22 protein-coding genes are annotated in these 25,033 nt (G+C 35.5%); 8 read left to right on the top strand and 14 right to left on the bottom strand.

Going from position 1 to position 25,033, the window contains the following annotated elements:
• Positions 1 to 15 precede the first annotated feature (15 nt).
• The 4 genes from E4F24_RS02380 (at position 16) to E4F24_RS02365 (ending at position 2,618) form a co-directional block, all read left to right on the top strand.
• The gene (locus E4F24_RS02380; protein ID WP_140936997.1) at positions 16 to 480 is read left to right on the top strand and encodes a gliding motility lipoprotein GldH; all 465 of its coding nucleotides are present in this window, start codon (positions 16 to 18) and stop codon (positions 478 to 480) included.
• On the top strand, positions 477 to 1,520 hold the full coding sequence (lpxK, locus tag E4F24_RS02375) for a tetraacyldisaccharide 4'-kinase (protein ID WP_235891138.1): 1,044 nt from the start codon (positions 477 to 479) through the stop codon (positions 1,518 to 1,520). Before E4F24_RS02380 ends, lpxK begins: the two co-directional genes overlap by 4 nt.
• Before the next feature lie 151 nt (positions 1,521 to 1,671).
• Positions 1,672 to 2,058: a hypothetical protein gene (locus E4F24_RS02370; protein ID WP_140936996.1), complete on the top strand. Its 387-nt coding sequence runs from the start codon at positions 1,672 to 1,674 to the stop codon at positions 2,056 to 2,058.
• A gap of 185 nt (positions 2,059 to 2,243) precedes the next feature.
• A complete protein-coding gene (locus E4F24_RS02365; RefSeq protein ID WP_140936995.1) occupies positions 2,244 to 2,618 on the top strand; it encodes a hypothetical protein in 375 nt (124 codons plus the stop codon).
• 72 nt (positions 2,619 to 2,690) lie between these two features.
• Here E4F24_RS02365 and dnaA read toward each other — a convergent pair whose 3' ends face one another.
• The gene (gene dnaA / locus E4F24_RS02360; protein ID WP_140936994.1) at positions 2,691 to 4,118 is read right to left on the bottom strand and encodes a chromosomal replication initiator protein DnaA; all 1,428 of its coding nucleotides are present in this window, start codon (positions 4,116 to 4,118) and stop codon (positions 2,691 to 2,693) included.
• A gap of 361 nt (positions 4,119 to 4,479) precedes the next feature.
• Positions 4,480 to 6,408 carry a 1-deoxy-D-xylulose-5-phosphate synthase gene (gene dxs / locus E4F24_RS02355; RefSeq protein ID WP_140936993.1) on the bottom strand — a complete coding sequence of 643 codons (1,929 nt, stop codon included), beginning with the start codon at positions 6,406 to 6,408 and terminating at the stop codon, positions 4,480 to 4,482.
• A 204-nt stretch (positions 6,409 to 6,612) separates the two neighbouring features.
• Here dxs and E4F24_RS02350 point away from each other — a divergent pair, with 204 nt between their 5' ends.
• Positions 6,613 to 7,365 (top strand): segregation and condensation protein A, encoded by a 753-nt coding sequence (locus E4F24_RS02350; protein WP_140936992.1) that lies wholly within the window; start codon positions 6,613 to 6,615, stop codon positions 7,363 to 7,365.
• Here E4F24_RS02350 and E4F24_RS02345 read toward each other — a convergent pair.
• The 3 genes from E4F24_RS02345 to E4F24_RS02335 form a co-directional block, all read right to left on the bottom strand.
• Positions 7,362 to 8,066 carry an enoyl-CoA hydratase/isomerase family protein gene (locus E4F24_RS02345; protein WP_140936991.1) on the bottom strand — a complete coding sequence of 235 codons (705 nt, stop codon included), beginning with the start codon at positions 8,064 to 8,066 and terminating at the stop codon, positions 7,362 to 7,364. The two genes, E4F24_RS02350 and E4F24_RS02345, sit on opposite strands and share 4 nt — an antisense overlap.
• 96 nt (positions 8,067 to 8,162) lie before the next feature.
• Positions 8,163 to 9,014, bottom strand: coding sequence for a beta/alpha barrel domain-containing protein (locus tag E4F24_RS02340; protein WP_140936990.1), 852 nt, complete (start codon positions 9,012 to 9,014; stop codon positions 8,163 to 8,165).
• On the bottom strand, positions 9,004 to 10,128 hold the full coding sequence (locus tag E4F24_RS02335) for an acyl-CoA dehydrogenase family protein (protein ID WP_394344447.1): 1,125 nt from the start codon (positions 10,126 to 10,128) through the stop codon (positions 9,004 to 9,006). Before E4F24_RS02335 ends, E4F24_RS02340 begins: the two co-directional genes overlap by 11 nt.
• Before the next feature lie 164 nt (positions 10,129 to 10,292).
• Between E4F24_RS02335 and E4F24_RS02330 the strand changes: the two genes are divergently transcribed.
• Positions 10,293 to 11,900 (top strand): acyl-CoA carboxylase subunit beta, encoded by a 1,608-nt coding sequence (locus tag E4F24_RS02330; protein WP_140936988.1) that lies wholly within the window; start codon positions 10,293 to 10,295, stop codon positions 11,898 to 11,900.
• Between the two features lie 46 nt (positions 11,901 to 11,946).
• On the opposite strand, the gene E4F24_RS02325 is transcribed toward E4F24_RS02330, so the two are convergent.
• The 3 genes from E4F24_RS02325 to nadA all read right to left on the bottom strand — a co-directional run bounded on the left by E4F24_RS02325 (position 11,947) and on the right by nadA (position 14,495).
• Positions 11,947 to 12,333: a hypothetical protein gene (locus E4F24_RS02325; RefSeq protein ID WP_140936987.1), complete on the bottom strand. Its 387-nt coding sequence runs from the start codon at positions 12,331 to 12,333 to the stop codon at positions 11,947 to 11,949.
• 20 nt (positions 12,334 to 12,353) lie between these two features.
• A complete protein-coding gene (thiL, locus tag E4F24_RS02320; RefSeq protein WP_140936986.1) occupies positions 12,354 to 13,403 on the bottom strand; it encodes a thiamine-phosphate kinase in 1,050 nt (349 codons plus the stop codon).
• 93 nt (positions 13,404 to 13,496) lie between these two features.
• Complete coding sequence (nadA, locus tag E4F24_RS02315) at positions 13,497 to 14,495, bottom strand: quinolinate synthase NadA (protein ID WP_140936985.1); 999 nt, start codon at positions 14,493 to 14,495, stop codon at positions 13,497 to 13,499.
• Between the two features lie 487 nt (positions 14,496 to 14,982).
• Between nadA and nadB the strand changes: the two genes are divergently transcribed.
• The gene (gene nadB, locus E4F24_RS02310; protein WP_140936984.1) at positions 14,983 to 16,575 is read left to right on the top strand and encodes an L-aspartate oxidase; all 1,593 of its coding nucleotides are present in this window, start codon (positions 14,983 to 14,985) and stop codon (positions 16,573 to 16,575) included.
• A 3-nt stretch (positions 16,576 to 16,578) separates the two neighbouring features.
• A complete protein-coding gene (locus E4F24_RS02305) occupies positions 16,579 to 17,091 on the top strand; it encodes a gamma carbonic anhydrase family protein (protein WP_140936983.1) in 513 nt (170 codons plus the stop codon).
• A 10-nt stretch (positions 17,092 to 17,101) separates the two neighbouring features.
• Here the strand turns inward: E4F24_RS02305 and E4F24_RS02300 are convergent, their stop codons facing one another.
• The 6 genes from E4F24_RS02300 to E4F24_RS02275 form a co-directional block, all read right to left on the bottom strand.
• Positions 17,102 to 18,772: an Ig-like domain-containing protein gene (locus E4F24_RS02300; protein WP_235891137.1), complete on the bottom strand. Its 1,671-nt coding sequence runs from the start codon at positions 18,770 to 18,772 to the stop codon at positions 17,102 to 17,104.
• A gap of 86 nt (positions 18,773 to 18,858) precedes the next feature.
• On the bottom strand, positions 18,859 to 20,718 hold the full coding sequence (gene mnmG, locus E4F24_RS02295; protein ID WP_140936981.1) for a tRNA uridine-5-carboxymethylaminomethyl(34) synthesis enzyme MnmG: 1,860 nt from the start codon (positions 20,716 to 20,718) through the stop codon (positions 18,859 to 18,861).
• A gap of 53 nt (positions 20,719 to 20,771) precedes the next feature.
• On the bottom strand, positions 20,772 to 22,640 hold the full coding sequence (locus E4F24_RS02290; protein ID WP_140936980.1) for an ABC-F family ATP-binding cassette domain-containing protein: 1,869 nt from the start codon (positions 22,638 to 22,640) through the stop codon (positions 20,772 to 20,774).
• On the bottom strand, positions 22,637 to 23,302 hold the full coding sequence (locus tag E4F24_RS02285) for an NAD-dependent epimerase/dehydratase family protein (protein ID WP_140936979.1): 666 nt from the start codon (positions 23,300 to 23,302) through the stop codon (positions 22,637 to 22,639). Before E4F24_RS02285 ends, E4F24_RS02290 begins: the two co-directional genes overlap by 4 nt.
• Before the next feature lie 82 nt (positions 23,303 to 23,384).
• Positions 23,385 to 23,771, bottom strand: a complete 387-nt coding sequence (gene apaG / locus E4F24_RS02280) for a Co2+/Mg2+ efflux protein ApaG (RefSeq protein ID WP_140936978.1) — start codon at positions 23,769 to 23,771, stop codon at positions 23,385 to 23,387.
• Positions 23,772 to 23,870: 99 nt separating this feature from the next.
• Entirely contained in the window at positions 23,871 to 24,908 is a 1,038-nt protein-coding gene (locus E4F24_RS02275; RefSeq protein ID WP_140936977.1) for an LLM class flavin-dependent oxidoreductase, read from the bottom strand.
• Between the last annotated feature and the right edge of the window lie 125 nt (positions 24,909 to 25,033).

Raw genomic sequence — 25,033 nt, 5'->3', positions numbered from 1 at the left:
TCGCCAAATTTTGGTATGATATACAAGCATCTTTTAGTCGCAGCTTACGTAATTACTTTGCTTTCTTCTTGTATAGATGGGGCTTACTATGAAAATAGTTCAACGATACCCAACTATTCCTGGTCTTATGACGATATTCAAAAATTTGAAGTAAATATTGATGATGCTACGGTCAGATATGACATGTATATCAATTTAAGACATAGTGCGGACTATAATTTTTCTAACCTATTTATCTTACTTCATGAAAAAGGAAAGGGGTTAAAAGATACCGCGTATAGAAAAGAAATTGTACTGGCTCAATTAGATGGCAGATGGTTAAGCAATTCGGCAGGAGGTGTTTACGAAAACCAATACTTAGCAAAAGAAAATTTTACTTTCCCGGATACAGGGAAATATGAATTTGCCGTCGAACAAAATATGCGTGAAAATCCGCTAAAAGACATCATCAATGTAGGTATTAAGCTCGTGAAAAAATGATCCCGGTCCTAAGATGGATATTGTTGCCTATTAGCCTATTCTATCTCCTCATTGTATGGACTAGAAATAAACTTTACGACAAAGGCATACTAAAAAGCAAATCATTTGATGTATCCACCATCATAGTTGGGAATTTAGCGATAGGAGGGACAGGTAAAAGTCCGATGACGGAATACCTTGTCCGTTTATTATCGTCACATTATACACTAGCAACTTTAAGTCGTGGATATGGTCGTAAAACGTCCGGGTTTCGCTATGTTGAAATGACTTCTACAGCTGTAGAAGTAGGGGATGAACCTTTGCAATTCAAAAATAAATTTAGAAAACTCACTGTAGCAGTTTGTGAAGATAGGTGCAAGGGGGTTGAAATCTTAAAAAACAACCATCAAGTTATTCTTCTGGATGATGCCTATCAACACCGCAGATTAAAACCCGGATTTGCTATTCTACTTTTTGATTTTAGATCGCTATTCTCTACAATCATAACACTTCCAACCGGTAATTTTAGAGATAATTTTTCAGCTTCGTCCAGGGCAAATTTAATAGTGATAACGAAATGCCCTCGTCGACTTTCATTGGAGCAACAACAGCAAATAGAACATCAAATCAGAAAGCATTCCGATGCACCGATACTTTATTCCAATATTGAATACAATCAATTAAGAAATCGTGATCATCTGCCTGTAGAATTAGATCTCTCGGTTTATCATATTCTTTTACTGACAGGTATAGCTAATCCAAAGCCCTTAAAAGAATATCTCCTTGACAAAGTAGCTTCCGTTAAACAATTAACCTTCCCCGACCATCATAATTATAGCGAAGCTGACTATATCAAAATCAACTCTGCTTTTCAAAACCTACAAGGGAATAGAATAATCATTACTACAGAGAAAGATATACATCGTCTTCACAAAGATAGCCTAGCAGCTCTTCCTGTCTACTATATTCCAATCCAGTTAGATTTTATAGCAGATAAAGAAATATTCGATAGAAAGGTGTTAGAATACGTTTCTCTTACACAAAGTGTTAATAAACATTAACAAAGGTTAATCTTTACTAAACTTCTTATTTTAATGCACTTATATAGAATAAAATCATGATTTTTATATATTGATAATATGTTTATATCTTCTTTATAGACAAACACACATGAACATTCCATTTGGAAAATAAAAATTAAACAATACATATATGAAAAATTTAATGTTAGTATTAGTAGCTATATTCTTATCAGCATCGGTAACTATAGCTCAAGAAAGAGGAAACCGTCAGGGAACAGTCCAAAATAGAACGCCTGAAGAAAGAGCCAAAGCAGAAGTAGAAAGACTGGGTACCCTGTTAAATTTAGATCAAACTCAACGCGATTCCATTTATAAATATTCTCTCAAACAGACCACAGAGCTTCAAGCCTTATTCCAACAAGGAGATGGAGACAGAGACAAACGCATGGAACAGATCAAATCTTATCGAGATAAGTATGACACAAAGATTAAATCATTTCTAACCGGAGATCAAATCAAAAAGTACGAAGAAGTGCAAAAAGAAAGATCACAACGCAGACAACCGAGAAAAGAATAATAACATTCTGAATATCAACAAATAGAAAGGGTAAATAATAAAAATTATTCACCCTTTCTATTTGTTAAATGATGTTAAATTGTAACAAAATAAATACATTTAATATAACAAAGCTGTGGATTTAGGTGTTATCATATCAACAGTAGTTAAAAATATAATATTTAAACACTTTAAAAATTAATGCTATGAAAAAATTAATTTTAACAGGACTGAGTCTTTTATTTGCGATTACATTAACATTCGCTCAACAAGGTACACCAGAGGAAAAAACAACAGAAATAGTGACCAAGCTCACTGAGAAATTGATACTCTCAGAAGAGCAACAGGCTTCGGTATATAATATTATTTTAGAACTAACAACAACGAAATATGCCCTAAAAGCAGATACTACATTATCAGAAGATGTCGTTAAAAAACAAATTTCGATATTAACCGCAACAGCAGATGAAAAAATAACAGAGTTGTTAACGGACGAACAAAAACCCGAATTCGCTAAATACATTGAAGAGCGAAATGCGAAAAAATCGAAAAAAAAATCTACTACTGAGCTGGTGAAATAGTTAAATAAAACCGTTTGTTCACAAAAAAAGCGATTCATTTTCATGAATCGCTTTTTTTGTGAACATTATAGCCTATGATGCTTTCAGCTTCTTTTGGATATCCTGCACGTAAGTTTTAAACTTTTTATCTGTTTCAATTAAATCTTCTACTGTTTGACAGGCATAAATAACCGTTGAATGGTCTCTGCCTCCAAAGAAGTTACCAATTGATTTCAATGATGATTTTGTATGATTTTTAGCCAGATACATAGAAATTTGACGAGCCTGTACGATCTCACGTTTACGAACCTTTGATTTGACCATTTCAACAGGGACTTCAAAATATTCACAGACTAATTTTTGAATATATTCCATCGAAATTTCTTTGTTCGTATTCTTAACAAAATTCTTCAACATTGACTTTGCTAAGTTCAAATCAATTTCTTTTTTATTCAATGTTGACTGAGCCAATAAAGACACCATAGCACCTTCTAACTCTCGAACACTATTATCAATCTGTGTAGCGACATATTCTACGACACTATCCGGCAATTCAATACCATCGGAATACATTTTCTTTTTCAAGATAGCCATTCTCGTCTCCAAATCCGGAATCTGAATATCTGCCGACAATCCCCATTTAAAACGACTTAGTAATCTTTCTTCTAAACCGGACAAATCTTTGGGTGCCTTATCTGAAGTCAGAATAATTTGCTTACCTGATTGATGTAAATGGTTAAAAATATGGAAGAATATATCTTGTGTTTTTTCTTTTCCTGCAAAATTGTGAACATCATCCATTATAATTACATCCATCGCTTGATAGAAGTTAACGAAGTCATTGATCGTATTATTTTTCAATGAATCTACAAACTGCTGACAGAATTTTTCACAAGAAACATAAATGACAAGCTTATCCGAAAGATTTTTCTTAATCTCATTTCCAATAGCTTGAGCTAAGTGCGTTTTTCCCAATCCCACATCTCCGTAAATCATTAACGGATTAAAAGAAGTACCTCCTGGTTTATTGGCAACAGCATATCCGGCTGAGCGAGCAAGACGATTACATTCGCCCTCAATAAAATTATCGAACGTATAATTTTGATTTAACTGTGGATCTACTTGCAATTTTTTTAACCCAGGAATAACAAAAGGATTTTTGATATTCTTATTAAGTGCTACCGGAACCGGGATTGATTGCTTCTTTGCTTCCGCACCATTTCCAGTTGAAGGAAGATTAGTCGTATAAGGTATATTAGTGGAAGACTTTTCAATTACGATGTTGTATTCTAAGCGACCTTGCTCACCTAAAAACTTTTTAACAGTCTTACGAAGAATACCTACGTAGTGTTCTTCTAACCATTCGTAAAAAAATAAACTCGGGACTTGAATAGTTAAAACGTTTCCTTCCAAACGAACAGCTTTTACAGGCTCGAACCATGTCTTGAAACTTTGTGCAGGGATATTGTCTTTTATAACCTGAAGACAGCTATTCCAAACACCTGTATACGTTTTTTCCATTCCTAAATTGTTAATAACTTGATAACCAATTAATGATATAAAAAGTGTTTATAACTTTTCCTTACAACGAAGATGATAAAAATTTTTCAGCTAAAAAATTAAAAAGTCAAAAAAAACATAACTGTTTATATAATAAATAGTTAAAGTGATTTTATGGTTGTTTTTAGCAAATTAATACCTGCCAACTTATACTTTTCCACAACCAAAAATTTAGCAAAATTTTAATCAAATTTTGAGTTTGAACCGAAGTTAACTATAAAAATTGTGGAAAACTATAACTATAAAAATTTAGTAGATTTTACCACAAAAAATAAGCCACAAATACTTGTGGCTCAATTATTTTTTTGTTGACAAACAACAACTAACTTACCATAGCATCCGTAGGCATTGCTTTTGCCATTTTTCGACATTCTTCAATAATAGCTTTTGCGTCGTAATAGCAAATAGCCCAAAGTTCAGACTGTTCACCATGCTCTACAATACTGTCTGGAATTCCCAAACGCCTCACTTGTACCTGATAATTATGATCTGTCATAAATTCTATTACAGCTGATCCAATTCCACCAGGTAAACAACCGTCCTCTACAATTATCACCTTACCGAATTTTTGAAATACCTCATGCAATAACTCCTCGTCTAATGGTTTAGCAAACCGTAAATCGTAGTGAGCAGGATGAATCCCTTCTGTATTTAAAACCGATAATGCTTTCGTGGCTTCATTACCTATGTGACCGAAAGTTAGAATAGCAACTTCCTCTCCGTCTACAAGCTTACGTCCCTTACCAATCTTAATTTCTTTAAAAGGTCGTTTCCAATCTACCATTACACCATTACCTCTTGGATACCGAATTACAAAAGGTCCTTTATCTTCCAATTGTGATGTATACATCAGATTACGCAACTCTTCTTCATTCATTGGCGATGACACGATCAAATTCGGAACGCAACGCATATAGGCAATATCGTATGCCCCGTGATGCGTAGGGCCATCGGCACCTACCAAACCTGCGCGATCGAGACAAAATACAACATTCAGCTTCTGCAACGCTACATCATGTATTACCTGATCGTAGGCTCGCTGCATAAACGATGAATAAATATTACAGAAAGGAACTAACCCTTGTGCGGCTATACCGGCACTAAAGGTAACAGCATGTTGTTCTGCTATACCTACATCAAAAGCACGGGTAGGCATTTCCTTCATCATAATATTCATAGACGAACCAGAAGGCATAGCCGGTGTCACACCCATAATTTTTGGATTCACTTCTGCCAATTCCACTAATGTGTATCCAAAAACATCTTGATATTTTGGTGGCTTAGGTTGATCCAACGAAGATTTCTTAATTTCTCCTGTAATTTTATCAAACAAACCAGGGGCGTGCCATTTCGTTTGATCCTTTTCAGCCAATGCATATCCCTTTCCTTTGACCGTAACTGCGTGTAATAATTTTGGTCCCGGAATATGTTTTAGATCTTCTATCGTTTTTACCAACTTGTTGATATCATGCCCATCTACCGGACCAAAATATCTAAAGTTCAGCGATTCGAATAGGTTTGCATTCTTTAATAATGTTCCTTTTATACTTTGTTCCAATTTTTTAGCCCATCCGTATGCATCAGGACCATTTTTTGAAATTTTAGCTAATACCGAAATCAGATCGTCACGAAATCTATTGTAGCTTTTTGACGTCGTGATACTGGTTAAATATTCCTTTAATGCACCCACATTCGGGTCAATTGACATGCAATTATCATTCAGGATAACCAATAAATTTGATTTTTCTATGCCCGCATGATTTAGCGCTTCAAAAGCCATCCCCCCGGTCAAAGCACCATCGCCTATAACAGCGACATGTTGTCTGTCTTTCTCTCCTTTATATTCTGAAGCTACGGCCATACCTAAAGCTGCCGAAATCGACGTCGACGAATGTCCTACACCAAATGAATCATATTCGCTTTCACTACGTTTAGGAAATCCCGAAAGACCCCCTAGTATTCTATTGGTATGAAACATTTCGCGCCGACCTGTTAATATTTTATGCCCATAAGCTTGATGACCTACATCAAATATAATCTGATCATAAGGGGTATTTAAAACATAATGTAACGCGACAGTTAACTCAACCACCCCTAAACTAGCAGCGAAATGTCCTCCGTTAACAGATACGATGTCAATTATATATTGCCTCAGCTCTTTACAAACTTCCTCTAAATCAGATTCCTTAAGTTCTCGTAAATCAGATGGATAGATTATATTCTGTAAGAGTGCTCCTGCCTCTACTTGCATAACTTGAAAAATTTCAAAATAAGATACAAAGTAACAATTAATTCTATAAATAGTAGAACAATATAAACAAATAAATGTTTAGTCAACCCTATTTCCCTATATAATCCGTCTACAGCTAAAAATAATATTTCCGCTATGAAGCAAGTAATTAATTGTATATAAATTTATCTAAGTTTGTAAAAAAAATCAAGTTTAGCAGCGTTTATGGAAGCTATTAGTTACGAAATCAAATTAGCACAGTTCGAAGGTCCTTTTGATTTATTATTGTTCTTTATTGAGCGTGATGAATTGAATATACACGATATTCCTATTTCCAGGATCACAGACGACTTTTTGGATTATATCCAAAAGATGCAATCGTTGAATATTGAACTAGCCAGTGAATTCATTTTTGTAGCTTCTACGTTAATGCGTATTAAAGCCAAAATGCTACTTCCAAGACCGGATCTTGATGAAAATGAAAACGAGATCGACCTGAAAGAACAGCTCGTTCAAAAACTGATTCTCTACAAGCAGTTCAAAGAAGTATGTGAACACCTCAAAGAGGCTGAGAATAGAAGATCAAAGCTACATTTTCGAGGTAATATTACCTATGATTTAAAGAATACGAAACGTCAAATCACGGAAGAAGAACTTTCCTCCTTTGACTTATATAAGTTGATGATGGTTTATGAAAAAATGATGCATCATTTTACACACCGCGTACTTCCTGTGACCCATACCGTCGTCAAATTTCCTTATACTATCGAGCAACAAAAGAAGGCTATTTCACAGTTAATAGAACTGAATAAAAAACTCGACTTCCAAAACATTTTAAAGCATTCCGAAAACAAAGTACATTTTGTCTTTAATTTCCTCGCTATACTTGAGATGCTCCAGCAAAAACTATTGGAAATTGAAGTGGGAATTGGATATAATAATTTTTCAGTGGAGAAAAGAGCAGTTGAATTAAATTAGTGCTTATTCAAATTATCCAAACAGTTTTTGAGGTATGCAAATTGTTCTTCTCTTTGCTTCGTAGGTATATGTCTCAATGCTTGAATACCAGCCATTAATGCTTTATTACTTCTGTTTTCAAAGGTCGCTAAAAGCGATTCAATGATATTGTCTTCTATAAACCCGTCGACAATACCAAGGGCTATGGCTTTCTCCACATCAAAATATTCGGTATGTAGACATAGCTGTAATACCTTTTTTTCGGGCATTACTTTAAGTAAACTTGCCATCACCTGAAACGGAAAAAGACCCAAAGCGACTTCCGGAAGTTTAAACTGTGTCTCTTTTTTACAATAGACATAACTGCAACCAAGAATAATAAGAAAGCCACCCGCAATAACATTTCCCTCTACTATCGCTACCGAAGGCTTTAGAAGACTATCAAATACCTGTCCTAAGGAAACATCCTGATTCGGAATGAACGGATTAGGAGTATCAAGTGTTTCGTTTTCAAATGTATTGAGATCCATTCCTGCACAAAAAACCGGACCTTCAGCTTTAATTATTACCACTTTAATGGCATCATCAGCATTGGCCAATTCAAACGCATGCGCTATTTCGTTGACCATTGTTGGTGTAAACGCATTTCGCTTTTCCGGGCGAGCCAATGTCAAAATAAATCTGAAATCCTGTTTTTCTACTCTTATGAAATTATACTCCATTATTTGATAGCTTCTTGTAACTTTATCCGTTATTTTTTCTGTAACTCCTAACTCCTAACTCCTAACTCCTAACTCCTAACTCCTAACTCCTAACTCCTAACTCCTAACTAAATCTTGAAAACCTGCTAATAATGTTGTTATTTGCGTTGGGTTTCCTCTTCCAAACCTATCTAAAAGCAGTTCCGAAGGTACATTACCTATTAAATCATCCTGTGCAAATGGACATCCCCCGTACCCAAGTATTGCTCCTTCAAATGTCTTACATCCCACTTCATAAGCCGCGTTAACTTTTAAAAGCGCTGATTCAGCCGTACTGTGCAAATGAATACTAAATTCCAATTCCGGAAAATTAACAAATAAAGTTCCTAAAAGTTCTTTTATCATTAAAGGAGATGCCTCAGATGTGGTATCAGCTATTGAAAATCTGCGTATACCTAGGTCCTTAAGTTTTCCAACCCATTCCAACACGATATCCGGATGCCATCGATCTCTATATGGATTACCAAAAGCCATAGAAATATAAATCAATAATTGCTGGGATGCTGTACGGTCTACGATATTTTTGCATGCTGCAACCTTAGCATAGGCTTGCGATATAGACGAATTGGTATTTCGCTGTTGAAACGTTTCAGAAATAGAAAAAGGATATCCCAAATAATCAATTTTATCGAATTGACTCCCTATTTCAGCTCCTCTTTCATTTGCTATAATAGCAATTAGTTTCGTGTAATCATCTTTTTTAATTTTATCAATCAGCAACCCTGTATCTCTCATTTGAGGTACCGCTTTAGGTGAAACAAAACTTCCGCAATCAATATAATCGAAAAGTTTACTTCCAATTAATTGATTAATATATTTAGCTTTCTTTTCTGTAGGAATAAAATGATCTATACCTTGAATTGCATCTCGCGGACAGTCCACCAATTGAATATCCAACTTACTTAACATCCTTTTTTATTTCTCTGGAAATAACCATCTTTTGAATTGCACTTGTACCCTCACCAATTGTACACAACTTTGCATCCCGAAAAAATTTCTCTGCGGGGAAATCCTTTGTAAATCCGTACCCACCGTGGATCTGTACACTTTGATTTGAGACTTCTACAGCAGTCTCAGAAGCAAATAATTTTGCCATTGCACCTTCCTTCGTCACGCTTTTACCCATATCTTTCAGATATCCTGCCTGACGGATGAGTAGTTCAGATGCTTCAACTTTTGTAGCCATATCTGCTAAAGTAAATCCTACATCCTGAAAATCGAATATTTTCTGATTAAACTGTTCACGCTCATTTGCATATCTTAATGCACATTCATAAGCGCCTCGTGCTATTCCTAATGATAGCGCAGCAATAGAAATCCTTCCTCCGTCGAGTAATTTTAGAGCCTGTACAAATCCATTACCCACCTCCCCAATGACCTGACTTTTATGCACTCTACAATTATCAAAAAACAAACTAGCGGTTTCTGATGCCCGCATTCCTAATTTATCAATTTTCTTTCCGGCAGTAAAACCGGGTGTTCCTTTCTCAATGATAAAAGCTGTCACACCATGCTTATCACCCTTTTCTCCCGTACGAACCATAACGACAGCCACGTCACCACTAATCGCATGTGTAATAAAAGTCTTCGATCCATTTATAATAAAATAATCTCCATCCACTACAGCAGTCGTCGTCAATCCACCTGCATCCGATCCCGATCCTGTTTCTGTCAGTCCCCAAGCACCGATCCATTCTGCAGAAGCTAATTTAGGAAGATATTTTTGCTTTTGCTCCTCATTCGAAAATGATAAAATATGATTGGTACACAAAGAATTATGTGCAGCAACAGACAAGCCTATCGAACCACATACCTTAGATATTTCATCTAAAATAGTGATATATTCTTGATAACCTAAACCTGTACCATTGTATTTCTCCGGAACTAAAACACCCATAAAACCATACTCACCCATTTTCTTAAATAGTTCAACAGGAAAATATTGGCTTTCGTCCCATTCCATGATATAAGGTTTAATATGAGTTTGCGCAAATTGACGAGCACTTTCTCGTACTAAAGCCATTTGTTCTGTATTTTTCAATTCGTACATAATGAAATATTGCTTAAGTTTATATAGGGTTAAAATATATATTTACAAATATTATAAAAAACAAATAATATTTTATGATATTTATAAATATATATTCTTTCAACTATTTAAAATTAACATTTTTTTAATATAACTGTATGGACAAACTATTGACATTACTAAAAGAAAAAACAGAAAAACTTCAATTAGGTGGCGGTATATATAAAATACAAAAACATAGAGAAAAAGGAAAATTAACTGCCTGGGAACGGATTATTTACCTTTTGGACGAGAATAAACCATATACCGAAATTGGAATTTTTGCCGGAGATGGAATGTATAAAGAGGATGGGGGATGTCCGAATGGTGGTGTTATAGTTATATTGGGTTATATAAAAAATAAATTATGCGTCATTGTATCAAATGATGCTACCGTAAAGGCTGGAGCATGGTTTCCAATTTCATGCAAAAAGAATCTCAGAGCGCAAGAAATTGCTATGGAAAATCGTCTTCCAATTATCTATCTGGTCGATTCTGCCGGTGTATATTTACCCATGCAAGATGAAATCTTCCCGGATAAAGAACATTTTGGTCGCATATTCAGGAACAACGCTAAAATTTCGGCAATGGGAATCCCACAAATTTCAGCAATAATGGGATCCTGTGTAGCTGGAGGAGCCTACCTACCGATAATGTCCGATTACGCGATGATAGTGGAGGGGACAGGATCTGTTTTTCTAGCTGGATCATATCTTGTACGATCATCAATAGGTGAAATTATTGATAATGAAACTTTAGGAGGAGCTAGTACACATTCCGAAATATCGGGTGTTACAGATAACAAATACCCAAATGATGAAAGTTGTTTGGATGCCATTCGGCACATTATCGATAAATTTGGAAATAATCCCTACGCTGGTTTTTCACGTATCGAACCTAAAGCCCCTGCCTTTCCTTTTCAACATATTTATCAACAATTACCAGAAGATCGGCTCAAACCTTATAATATGATTGATATACTGGATGCGATCGTAGATAAAGATTCATTAGAAGAATATAAAAAAGATTACGGCAAAACGATTATATGTGCATTAGCCCGTGTAGACGGCTGGGCAGTCGGAATTGTAGCAAATCAGCGGGAAATTGTAAAAGCAAAAAAGACAGGCAACGCAACAGAAATGCAGATGGGAGGAGTCATCTATTCAGATTCTGCAAATAAAGCTGCTCGATTTATTATGAACTGTAATCAGCAGAAAATTCCATTGGTATTTTTTCAGGATGTAACGGGCTTTATGGTCGGAAGCCGTTCGGAACACAATGGAATAATTAAAGACGGAGCGAAAATGGTAAATGCAATGGCCAATTCAGTAGTACCAAAATTCACGTTTATAGTTGGAAATAGTTATGGTGCAGGTAATTATGCTATGTGCGGAAAAGCATTTGATCCAAGATTAATCTATGCCTGGCCCACAGCACAAATGGCGGTTATGAGTGGCGCATCAGCAGGAAAAACTTTACTTCAAATACAGGAGGCAACTTTAAAATCTAAAGGTGTGGAACTTACAGAACAGGATAAAAATAAATTACTAAACGATATTGAAACCAAATACAATGAACAACTGAGTCCCTATTATGCAGCTGCCCGCTTATGGGTAGATGGTGTTATTGATCCTAAAGATACCCGTAAAATTATATCCATGGGTATTGAAGCAGCTAATTATAATCCTGTTGCAGAAAGGTATAATGTAGGTGTAATACAGACATAATTGTTATTTGTTACGCCTATCCGACTTCACTACTTTACATTCAATATCAAAATACATTAAAATGTTTAATATTATCTTTATTCAATGGTGATTCTATTACCTTCGTACCAAACTGATTATATATTCTTAAGTTAAAAATCACATCATCTTTTACTAAGTTATTCAACTCTGGATGTGTACTGACGACCTGATCTAGAATTTTTGGAAAAGAAGTTTTTAAAATATCATTCGTTATGGTTGAATCTGTAGCATTTAAAATAAAGTCGATATTAGCTTCCTTTTTATTGATGTAATATGCTTTAGATAGCTTCACCAGGGGATTATTAATCTCTGAGTTATTAAATTCCTCAACAAAAGCGAAAATTTTTCCTTCTTTAGATTTACAGGCTACTAAAACTAATGCAAGGAATAAAAAGAATACTAATTTTTTCATGATTTTATATTTTTTTTAAATTACGAATTTTTACTTCTAAAAGCATTCCAGCCCTGGGCTGTAATCGGGTGTACATGTCCTGATTTTGAAATCATTTCACATCCGGCATGCTCCTCCGTGATATAACCAATAATAGAAATATCAAGTTGATTTTTAATCTTATCGTATTGATCCTGTGGAACAGTAAACAGCAACTCATAATCTTCACCACCACTCAATGCACACACGGTCGGATCTAAGCCAAATTCACGAGCAGTCTCGTAGGTCATTGGATCTAACGGTATTTTCTCTTCATAAAGCTTACACCCCACTTTAGAAGCGTTACAGATATGTAATATTTCAGATGCTAAACCGTCAGAAACGTCAATCATCGCATTAGGCTGTATACTATATGCCTCAAATAATTGAACAACATCTTTTCTGGCTTCTGGTTTCAATTGCCTTTCAATGATATAATCTTTACCTTCTAAATCCGGTTGAATTTCAGGATTTTCAAGAAAAATATTCTTTTCGCGTTCCAATAATTGTAGTCCTACATAAGCCCCACCTAAGTCTCCCGAAACACATAGTAAATCACCTTCCTTCGCACCCGAGCGATAAGCAATTTTATCCGTATCTGCATACCCGATACTTGTTACCGAAATCACAAGGCCTTGTGCCGAAGCCGAGGTGTCACCACCTACTAAATCGACATTGTATTTTTTACAGGCAATCAATGCACCTTCATATATTTCTTCAACAGCCTCTAAGGGGAACTTGGAAGAAAGACCTATTGAAAAAGTAATCTGCGAAGCCAAGCCATTCATCGCATAAATATCACTTAAATTAACCTGAACAGCTTTATAACCCAAATGTTTGAGTGGAACGTAGCGCAAATCAAAATGTATACCTTCCAACAATAAATCCGTAGAAATTAAGGTCTTCTTGTTGCTAAAATCCAATACAGCAGCGTCATCACCTATTCCTTTTACGGTTGAAGATTCCGTAATTTCCACAGCTTCTGTCAAATATTTTATTAGACCAAATTCGCCTAACTCATTAATATCTGTCCTATCTTTATTATCAAACATTATCTAATTCAAAAGTATTAAGTTAAAAAAATAAAAGTCAAAGATTAAAAGTAAAAAAGATCTAATGTCTAAATACTAATATCTGACATAAAGCTACAATCCCAATTGCGCCGAAATATCCAGCATACGTTCAATGGGTTTCTGAGCCCTAAGAATAACATCTTCTGCTAAGTTAATTTCAGGTTGCTCGTAATACAAACAGTTATATAATTTTTCCAATGTATTTAACTTCATATACGGACAATCATTGCATGCGCATAGGTTATTGGGAGGCGCTGGAATAAACGTTTTAGTTGGACTGGCCTTTTGCATCTGATGTAAAATTCCCGATTCCGTTGCCACAATATATGTTTGACTGGGATCTTCAATTGTAAATTTCAACATTCCGGAAGTAGATCCAATATAATCCGCTTTAGCCAAAATATGATCTTCACATTCTGGATGTGCAATAAATTTTGCTTCGGGATAAGCTTCTCGCAAAGCATCTATCTTGTCTTGAGAAAAAATCTCATGTACCATACAAGCTCCATTCCACAATACGAGGTCGCGTCCGGTTTTCTTTTTGACATAAGCGCCTAAATTCCGATCCGGCCCGAAAATAATTTTTTGATCTATAGGTAGACTTTCTACAATTTGTACTGCATTACTCGAAGTACACACTATATCTGATAAAGCCTTTAGTTCTGCCGTACAATTTACATAGGTGATGACCAAATGGTCAGGATATTGTTCCTTAAACTTAGCAAACAGGTGTGGTGGACAACTATCTGATAAAGAGCATCCTGCTTTCAAATCTGGTAATAAAACCTTTTTTGTCGGAGAAAGAATTTTAGCCGTTTCTGCCATAAAATGTACACCGGCAAAAACAATTACATCAGCATCCGTTTTAGCGGCCTGTTGTGAGAGACCTAAGCTATCCCCGATATAATCTGCTATATCCTGAATTTCAGATTCCTGATAGTAATGAGCTAAAATAACAGCATTCTTTTCTTTCTTCAGTTTGGCGATTTCAGAAACCAGATCAATCGTTGGGTCTACATCCAAATCTATAAATCCTTTTGCTTCTAAATCTCTTTCAAAAGTCGTATTCATTATCTCTTCTCTAAATTGTCGTTAATTATTTTGATTAATCAACTTCACAAAAGTAAACAAAGAAATTCAAACGAAATCCACATTCCTTTTTTTCAATAAATAATAATTCTTTTTATAAAGAAGAATCTTATTGTTTATTAGCATGTGGAAAATGGGGAGAATTTAGATCATATTTATTTTTTTATATAGATAACTTGTTTTTATTAACATGTTATTCACATTTTCAATTCTATTTAGTACTGATTATCAATTATGTAATATTTATGCTTTTTTATTTTCCATATTTTTATGTGAAGTTTTTGAAGTTTTAAATTTGTTAATATTATCTTTAAGTTGAGGTAATAGTTACTTAATATATGTGTGAAGTTTGTGTGAATTGTGGACTAATAAATAGTTTTCAAATTTAATTCACTATTTGTCTACACGTTTTCCACATATTTTGTTAATTTGTTGTCTTATACAATAATGGATATATATAAGAAACGGTATGTCTTTCAGAAAGGTTGATTTTTTAATAGTTGGTTCAGGTATAGCTGGTTTAAGTTTTGCGTTGAAAGCCGCTAAGTTGGGAAAAGTGTTGATTGTCACCAAGGCTAGTGAAGATGAATCTAACACAAAATATGCACAAGGTGGAGTAGCAGTAGTTATAGATCAGACAGATAGCTTTGAAAAGCATATTCAGGATACGCATACTGCAGGTGATGGATTATGTAATCCACAAGTTGTGGAAAATGTTATTAAAGAAGGGCCGGCACGAATAGAGGAGCTTATCGCTTATGGAACTTCTTTTGATAAGGAGGCTTCCGGTGAGTATGATTTAGCCAAAGAAGGTGGGCATTCTGAACATCGTATTTTACATTATAAGGATATCACTGGATATGAAATAGAACGTGCGCTGTTAAGTCAGGTGCATGAGAATGAGAATATAGAAATACTTACCCATTATTTTGCGGTAGATTTGATTACGCAGCACCATCTTGGGGAACACGTGGATAAAAAGTCCGAAGATATTAATTGCTATGGTATATATGCTTTTAATACCAGATCGAATCGTGTTGAAAAGTTTCTTGCAAAGATAACATTAATGGCAACAGGAGGTGCCGGACATGTATACGCAAGTACGACTAATCCTACAATTGCCACAGGCGATGGAATAGCTATGGTGTACAGGGCTAAGGGCAAGGTTAGAAATATGGAGTTTATCCAGTTTCATCCTACTTCGTTATATAATCCAAGCGAGTATCCTGCTTTCCTTATTTCTGAAGCAGTGAGAGGTTTCGGCGGTATTTTAAGAAGGACGAATGGAGATTCTTTTATGGAAGAATACGATGAGCGAGGTTCGTTAGCACCACGGGATATTGTAGCACGAGCTATCGATTCGGAAATGAAAAAATCGGGATTAGATTATGTGTATTTGGATATTACTCATCGAAGCAAATCCGATTTACTTTCTCATTTTCCCAATATTTATGAGAAATGTCTTTCTATAGGGTTAGATATGACTACTGATTTTATACCAGTTACGCCAGCGGCGCATTACTTATGTGGCGGGATATTGGTTGATGAATTTGGTGCTACATCAATTCAGAATCTGTACGCCTGTGGAGAGTGCTCTTCTACGGGATTGCACGGCTCCAATCGCTTGGCTTCTAATTCATTACTAGAAGCAGCGGTGTATGCACATCGGATTTTTTTAGATGCAAGTGCTCGATTTTCGACCTTAGATTTTCAAGATAATGTTCCCGATTGGGATGATTCGAATACGCGGCTTTCGAATGAAGATATATTGGTGACACATAATCTACGTGAAACACAAAAATTTATGAGTGATTATGTAGGAATAGTACGATCTGATTTTCGTTTAGAACGTGCGATGAGTAGATTAGGGCTTTTGCATGAGGAAACGGAATCTTTTTATAAGAAGACAAAGCTTTCTGTTAAACTTTGTGAGCTGAGAAATGTTATTCAGGTAGCATATTTAGTTGTTAAATCTGCTATGAAGAGGAAAGAAAGTAGGGGATTACATTACACGACAGACTATCCGGATCATGCAGATGTGTTAGAAGATACTATTTTATAAGATATGGCGATTATATTACCGGTTAAGGAACATTTTCCATTCATTGGAGAGAACAGCTTTATAGCTCCTAATTGTACCATTGTTGGAGACGTAACTATTGGTCAGCATTGTTCTGTTTGGTTTAACGCTGTAGTTAGGGGAGATGTTAACTATATTAAAATAGGTGACTATTCTAATATTCAGGATAACGTGACTATTCATGGTACTTATGAACGGAATGGAACAGATATTGGTAACTATGTTAATATAGGCCACAATGCTATCATTCACGGTTGTACGATCCATGATTATACCTTAATAGGAATGGGAGCTATTGTAATGGATAGAACTATTATTGAATCAAATGTAATTATAGCTGCGGGGTCTGTTGTGTTAGAAGACGTAATATGTGAATCGGGCTATCTATATGCAGGAGTTCCTGCTAAGAAAATTAAGCCGTTAACGGATGATCAGCTTAATTTGTTAAAGAAGCTACCACATAATTACGTATTATATAGCTCTTGGTTTTCTGATTAAAACTGTATTACTATTCGAATTTTACTGTAATCTTTTCATTTTGTTCCCAGTTTGCACGAATGGTAAAAGTTTTGTTCAGGTACCAAATGGGTTCTGCTTGCTCTAATGTATACACATTGGCACCATCCCATCTATTATTTTTGTTGATATCCTGTATGATTCTGATAGAGTATTTTCCTCCCGGAAATTTAGTATACGTTAAGGTCGATTGATTTTTGATAATTCGTTTATTAAATACTTTTGTTTTTGATTCATCTATTAGCTCAACGATATAGTTGGAAGACGTATCCAAACCACTTATTTGAAAGGTAATATCTCCATAATTATCGGATTCATCAAGTGTAAATTTTGTTTTAACCTCTTTATTGAAATCATCAAAAGGACCTAACATAGCCTTTTCCTCTAATACCAATTCGTAATTTTTATTCGCTCTCCAATTGAATCTGATGTGGTATAAATTACTATTTAAGCTATCTTGTTGTAATTGGAAATTTCTTCTGGACACCGAATCTTCTAACAGTTGTATTTTGTTTTTATCTACAGAAGCTATGGGATATTTACTTGTGAGAGTAATATGGGTTATTTTATCTACTTTATTTGATATGTTTAACAAAGGTGTAATGAATCGTTCGTATTTATCATTTTTTCCTCTACGAATTAGAATGGTATCAATAATAATGTTATTATCAGATAGTTGTAGTTTTACCGAATCGAAATCCAGTTTTTCTAAATAGATAAATGCGGAATCGTTATAATTTGAGTAATTGACAATTTTTTTATTATCATATATATTAGGATCAATTATTTTAAGGTCGGGATCATTTAATTGTTGGTTGAAAGTTAGTAGTATTCGTCCGTCTTTTTCTATTTTCTTTTCTAGTGTTCGGTGTGATTTCGGTTTTCCTTTTGAATATTCTAAGTGGATATCCGAAATATCGGTTGTCAATACGATGCTGTCTTTTAGAAATCCGATTGCTTCATCAGGACTGTTATATATTCTATCATTATTCTGTTCCTGTAGTGCATAAATGCGATAGGTATCTTCTCTCAGATTTCTGAAGGTAAAGTTTCCGTTGGTATCTACATTAGTATATATTGAAGCTTTCTTCTTACCGAAGATTGAATCTTGTCGAGTAGGAATTAGAAGGACGCGAACATCTTTATCTATTTTTTCATTAAATACCTTTGTATATGCATTTCTAACTGATCCGGATATGGTTAGGGAATCTAATTCAGGTCCGGTAGCGAATACATAGGTGTAGTTGATAATTGGATTACCCTCATTATAATCTACTAGCCCTTTCCCAAAGTTGATAGTATAGGTAGTATTATTCTCAAGTGTATCAGGTAGTTTAATGTGAAGATTTCTTTTACGAATCTTATATTCAGGCTGTTTGTCTAAATCCGGCGAGATACTGAATTCTTTGAATTGGTTATTGATTTTTATAAATTCATTGAATGTGAGTATAATTTCTGATGCCTTAAAATTTGTAGTAAGGTTTGTGGGAGACTCATGTAAGAGTTTTGGGGGTAAAGAATCTTTTGGTCCACCAGTAGGTCGTTGCATGTTGGCACAACGGAAAAGTGTAAGTGATATAAGAAAGAGAAAGCTTAAAACAGCTAGTTTTTGAAATTTACTACTTTTTAAGCTCTTTGAGCTATTTTTATATATTTCGGACATCTGTTTCATTTTTTTAAAAATACTGCCGTATATAGCTTAATATTAATTCTTTTATTTTTGTAGTTAATATACTGATTTAAAGTTTGTTAGCTCATGTGTACCATTAAAACACTGATATCAGATGGAGAAACACCGGATATTCTGGACGCTTGGCCTAAAGTTCTCGGTTTTACTTTGAATAACTTTTCACGTGCTTCGATAGATAACGAGGTTAGAGAAGAATAGTCGAAATCCGGATTGATTTCTTTATCTTCCATCTTTTTCATCTTATTTACGATTTCCATTTCTTTTTCAAAATAGCTGTCGTATTTTACTTTAATTTCAGCCTGCTCAATGGTTTCTTCATTAAATGTACTGAGAAATGTATTGAAGTCGGAATCCGCTTCAGCAATATCGAGAATTCCTACTTGAGGTCGTGTTAATATATTAAATAGACGCGACTTTTGTGTTAAGGTACTTGATCCTAGTTTTTCAAGCATAGGATTCATACGATCTGTACTAACGCTATTTAGTTTCATATAGTCTACAATAGCGTCTGAATTATTAATTTTTGCTTGTACAGTTTGTAGTCTTTCGTCAGATACCAGACCTAATTTGTGTGCCAGAGGGGTGAGCCTGATATCTGCATTGTCTTGCCTAAGCAACAAACGATGTTCGGCTCTGGAGGTAAACATACGATAAGGTTCTTCTGTACCTTTAGTAACTAAGTCGTCGATAAGCACACCTATATAAGATTCAGATCTTTTTAAAATGAGTTCATGTAAATCATTTACTCGCTGATGTGCATTTACCCCAGCGACGAAACCTTGAGCTGCTGCTTCTTCATAACCTGTAGTTCCGTTAATTTGCCCGGCGAAAAATAATTTTTTTACGCGTTGTGTTTCCAGTGTAAGGTCAAGTTGCATAGGAGGGAAGTAGTCATATTCAATGGCATATCCCGGTCTATACATTTTAGCTTGTTCGAATCCTGGAATGAGTTGCAATGCTTTTAGCTGTACATCTTCAGGTAGGGAAGTCGAAAATCCATTTACATATATTTCTACAGTTTTGAATCCTTCCGGCTCTACAAATATTTGATGTCGTTCACGTTCGGCAAAGCGATTTATTTTATCTTCTATAGACGGACAATAACGAGGGCCGAGACCTTTAATTCGTCCGGTAAACATAGGAGATTTTTCAAAGCCTGTCTTTAATACTTCATGTACTTTATCATTGGTATAGGTAATCCAGCAGCAGCGTTGTTCGGTTGGCATTTCTACATTTGTATAGGAAAATCTACCTTTTTTTTCATCTCCCCACTGTTCTTCCATGAGCGAGTAATTCAGACTCCGACCATCTATTCGTGGTGGGGTACCAGTTTTCATGCGACCGGACTCAAAGCCAAGAGATACTAATTGTTCTGTAAGTCCTGTAGCTGATTTTTCACCTGTTCTGCCTCCGCCGAATTTTTTTTCGCCGATATGGATTATACCATTTAGAAAAGTTCCATTAGTAAGAACTACAGAGTCCGATTCTATACGGATACCCATTGAAGTAATTACACCTTTGGCCTGACCATTTTCTACGATTACTTCTTTGACGGTATCCTGCCACATATCTAAATTAGGCAAGGACTCTAACTGTAATCTCCATTCTTCCGCAAAACGCATTCTGTCATTTTGTGTTCGAGGACTCCACATAGCAGGTCCTTTAGATTTATTTAGCATCCGGAATTGAATGGTAGACTTGTCGGCAATAATACCGGTGTATCCTCCCATTGCATCTACTTCGCGCACGATTTGACCTTTGGCAACTCCGCCAATAGCTGGATTGCAGCTCATTTGTGCAATGACACCCATGTTCATCGTTATTAACAAGGTGGACGAACCTAAATTTGCGGCAGCAGCAGCAGCTTCACAACCGGCGTGCCCAGCTCCCACAACAATAACATTATATTTTTTAAACATATTTCAATTCTGTGGTTTCACGTGAAACATATCGATATGTTTCACGTGAAACTTTATATATATTCTGCTAATTCCAACCAACGCTCTGATTTTTTATCGAGTGATGATTTTAGATTTTCAATTTCGGAGGCGATGTCAGCTAACTTAATATGATCCGTTATTTCAGACAATAAATTAGTTTTGTCAACTATACTATTTTCCAGTTTAGTGATTTCCAGTTCTAAATTTTCGTACTCTTTGATCTCCTTGTAACTCAATTTCTTTTTTGATGTGTTTTCAACAGGAGGGAGGATCGTTGCCGTGTTCTTGTTTTTGCTAAGTGCCTTTTCTTCTTTTATTTTTTGTTCTTGCTCCAATTTGAAATCGGCATAATTACCATTATAAATAGTGATAGTTCCTTCTCCATCGAAAATAAAAAGTTGTTCGGTTAATTTATCTATTAGATACCTGTCGTGTGATACTAAAACAAGTACTCCGGGAAAATTAAGTAAAAACTCTTCCAGTACATTTAATGTGTCTATGTCTAAATCATTAGAAGGCTCATCCAAAATTAAAAAATTAGGATTAGCCATTAAAACCCGCATAAGATGAAGCCGTTTCTTTTCCCCTCCACTTAGTTTGCTTACCATTCCAAACTGCTTTTCGGGAGGGAAGAGAAATAACGTCAATAACTGGGACGCTGTAAGTGTATCTCCGTTTGCCATTTGGATATATTCGGCGATGTTCTTTACTACATCCAATACACGTTCACCTTCATTAAATTGAAGACCACTTTGTTTGTAGTATCCAAACTTTGTTGTTTCTCCAATTTCAATCTTACCATGATCTGGTAGGATCTCATTCGTAATAAGATTTAAAAATGTACTTTTACCAGAGCCATTTTTACCAGCCAATCCAATACGATCCCCTTTTTTGAAGATATAGCTAAAGCTAGATATAACGTCTTTGTTGTTATAGGATTTATTTATATTTTCAATTTCAAGAATCTTTGATCCTTGACGGGATACCTTAACACTCAATTGTACTTTATCGTTTTGACGGGGCCCTTTAGATTTGTCTTCTAAATCATAAAAAGCTTCAATCCGTGCCTTGGATTTCGTTCCTCGAGCTTGAGGTTGTCTTCGCATCCACTCTAATTCTTTTCGTAATAGATTCCGGGCTTTTTCTGCAGAAAGCACATCATTGTATTCTCGATCAGATTTCTTTTCTAAATAATAGGCGTAATTACCTTTGTAAATGAAAAGTTGCCCTTTATCTAATTCGCGGATTTCGGAAGAGATATTGTCCAGAAAATACCTGTCATGTGAAACTGTTAGTACAGTTTTGTTGCCAGTAGTTAGCAACTTCTCCAGCCATTCAATGGTCTCTATATCCAAATGATTGGTTGGCTCATCTAAAATGTATACATCCGGCTCGTCAATTAATAGCTTAGCCAATGAAAGACGTTTTTTCTGCCCACCAGAAAGATTATCTATTCGTTGATCAAAATTGGAAATCTGTAATCTGTTAAGAATAGTCTTGATATTATGTTCGTATTCCCAGGCGTTTAAGGCCGTTAGTTTATCGGTAATATCAGCTAATTTGTTATTGTCAATGATCTGACTGTCAATTAGTTGTTCATATTCTTTTATTAGCTGTTGCTGTTCGTTATCTGCACTATATATAAAATCATTGATTGTATTTAATCCGGTGAAATCAGGTTCCTGAGGTAGATAACCTATGCGAATTCCTTTTTCTTTCACCACTTTACCTTGATTCGGCGGAAATACTTCAGCAAGTATTTTTAAAAGGGTGGATTTTCCTGTGCCATTAATCCCTACCAAAGCGACCCTCTCACCTCGCTGTAGTGCGAAATGTAAATCTTTAAAGAGCCATTTGTCGTTGAAAGAATGACTTACCTGTTCTGTACCTAATATACTCACGCTATTTTTTTTATTTCTTCTGTTTTGTAAATGTAAACCCCTTTGCTCGAAAAAGTAGCGATATGTACCATTGCCGAAGCTACCTTGGCCGAATCTATGCTCTGTAAACTTTTGAATCTACCGATCAATAGCATATCCATTAAACTACTGAATATGCTTGCAATTTTTTCAAAAAATCTACTTTCACTTCTATTTCCCTTAAGCAGGGAAGGACGAAAAATATTTGTGCTTTCGATCGCTTCTGCAATCAAATCTCTTTCTGTCTCTCCCTTTAATCGTAAATAGAAGTTTTTAGAATCAGGATTTGCTAACATACTGGAAACTATTGCAACGAATTGGCAGCCGTTCTTCTTAAGAATAGCTGCAACTTTAATGGGATAGCCGTGGTCTATTTGATAATATGCCGCATTGTCTGGTGTCTTGTTTTTTGTACTTCCCAAACAGGAGAACAAATGATCGACTTCTATAGATGTGATTTTTTCTCCTATAGTTTCAAAATCTGCTATAATTTGTACCAGCTTAGGATTATCCCGATCTATTCCTTTTCTGGATACAGCATATACGGTATTATATTTATCATTTTTCAATAATAAATCGAGAAGTTGGCTCCCAACTAATCCATTGGCACCCAATACTAATGCGTTATACTTTTTCGTAGACATACTTACCCAAGTACAAAAGTAATGAAATATTCTTTTTTAGAGGGGAAAATAACAGGAGAGGTAATGTTTTTACAAATGTCTGTTAATTGAGCCGGAAGTCAGCTATTAAATGAAAACGTGGAATATCAACATGAATAATAGCCGCATCGACTTCGCGGACCATTGTATAAAACCCTTCCATGTAGCCAATATCGCTTTTCAAATTGCAACCGGAAACATATTGATGTAGTTCTCCTGGAGCCAACGTAGGCTGTTCGCCTACCACACCTTCACCGTCAACCTTTTTATGTTCGCCAATAGAGTCGAAAATTTCCCAATGCCTGCTGATCAGCTGAGCGGTATGATCACTGGTGTTTTCGATCGTAATCCGATAGGCAAACATAAAATGCATATTAGTAGGATTAGAATATTCCGGCTGATAGATACATTCTACGGAGACTTTTATTCCAAATGTTGATTGCGTAATCATATTTGGATCAAACTTAGATAAATTTGTTTTTATATACAAAATATAGTCGCGGTGAATATGATAACATCTTTGCAGATTCGCAAATCTGCAAAGATGTATCTACACTTTACTTGCTTCGCGCACTTTTGGTACGATTTTATTCCCATATAATTCAATCGCTTTCATCATCTCTTTATGAGATGGACTGCCCACATCCATGTGTGCCGAAAAACGGGTCAAACCAAAGGCTTCTTTCACGCGGAGGATTTTCTCTATAGCCTCATTCGCATCTCCTATAATCAAATGACCGTGTGGAGATCTGCCGAAATCAAATTGAGAACGTTGATAGGGAGGCCAACCTCTTGATGCTCCTATTCTATTCATCTGAGCAGAATAGACCGGATAATATTGATCGGCTATAGCTTGGCTACTCTCTCCGAAAAAAGCGTGCATGTGAACACCAACCTGAAATTTGGATATATCATGACCGTTATCAGCGTATGCCTGTTCGTACAATTCAAAGAGCGGTTTAAATTGCTCCCAAGCTCCACCTATAATGGCAAACATAACCGGTAGACCTAGTTTTCCAGCTCGGATAACAGACGAAGTAGTTCCCCCAACAGCCACCCAAATCGGCAAATGATTGTCCACAGCACGGGGCAATACGTCCTGATTAATCAACGATTTACGGAATTTTCCCGTCCAGTTAATCGGGTTCTGATTATTTATTTTTAGGAGTAGGTCTAATTTTTCTTCAAAAAGTTCACTATAATCTTTCAGGTCATATCCGAACAGAGGAAATGATTCAATAAAGGAGCCTCGGCCTGCCATCAATTCAGCTCGGCCATTTGAAAGTAAATCTACGGTTGCAAAATCTTGGTATAGTTTTACCGGATCTGTAGAACTCAATACAGACACCGCACTTCCTAGTTTAATGTTTTTGGTAACAGTTGAAGCCGCTGCCAAAATAATTTCAGGGGAAGCAACAGCGTAGTCTGGTCTGTGGTGTTCTCCCATTCCGAAAAAATCTAAACCAACTTCATCCATTAACTTAATTTCTTCAATAATTTCTTGAAGACGTTGTTGAGTGGATTGGATTTCTCCTGTTTTGGGATCTATTTGAAGATCGCCAAACATACCTATTCCTAATTCTAGCATAATTTTTCCTCCTTTATAAAACAAAGGTACGTCCGGGATTGCGAATAATTCTTGAACTAGATTAAGAATTTGAGAATTGTAACTTTTTTGCTTTTGTTGGAATATAACAAGGGTTTGTTTTCCGA

Source organism: Sphingobacterium lumbrici (assembly GCF_006476045.1).
Lineage (GTDB): Bacteria > Bacteroidota > Bacteroidia > Sphingobacteriales > Sphingobacteriaceae > Sphingobacterium > Sphingobacterium lumbrici.
The sequence above is the reverse complement of the archived record's forward strand: the minus strand, read 5'-3'. Positions and strand labels throughout refer to the sequence as shown.